A 680-nucleotide genomic window follows, 5' to 3' on the forward strand; every position below is an offset into this window, starting at 1 on the left:
TGCATCAAAGGAAGACTTGTGACTCAAAGTAAAAATCTACACCATGTTAAAACAGTCGCTGAGTTTGAGGCTGGGTATTGGTATGCTTCAGAGTTAAAGCAGTTTGCCAAAGAGATTGGCGTGCCTAACGGCAGTAAGCTAAGGAAAGACCAATTAGAAGGCATTATAAAAAGCTATATTGAAGATGAGATCCTCTTCGAAAAGCGAGAATCAAAGAGATCTAAATCCCAACAGACTGATACTCTTGCGCTTGATCAAAAAATAGAAAACTACGTGAGTAACAAAAAAACAAAGTCATTCATTATGAATGAAGCTAAGAAAATATGCCCTAACTTGCCCAAGAAGTCTGGCGTATGGTACTGGACTAATCGTTGGCGTGAAGAGCAACTAGAGAAAAATAAAAAAATCACGTATCGGAAATTAATACAATATTTTGTTAAATTGAGCACTCAGGAAAGTAGACTCCCACAAATCCCATCTGCACGTTTCAATAATTTTATCACCGACTTTCTTGCCGCTAACGAAGGCAGTCGAGATGAAGCAAAAGCCGAGTGGGAAAAGCTAAAATCCTTAGGTATTCCGAAAACTTATAATGCGTGGAAAAACTATAATGCATAACAATCACATCAAATTCGCTCCCCATCGGTCGCCGGACGCTCGTTCCTCGCGCCGTTTATGTG

Annotated in this window: 1 protein-coding gene; it reads left to right on the forward strand. The window is 39.7% G+C overall.

Going from position 1 to position 680, the window contains the following annotated elements; genetic code table 11:
* Positions 1–618: hypothetical protein (locus tag ACXAFR_RS27435; RefSeq protein WP_475183373.1), on the forward strand; the 618-nt coding region annotated here is incomplete at its 5' end.
* Positions 619–680: the final 62 nt, after the last annotated feature.

The sequence above is a fragment of the Pseudomaricurvus sp. ABR4_320 genome, from assembly GCF_056159445.1.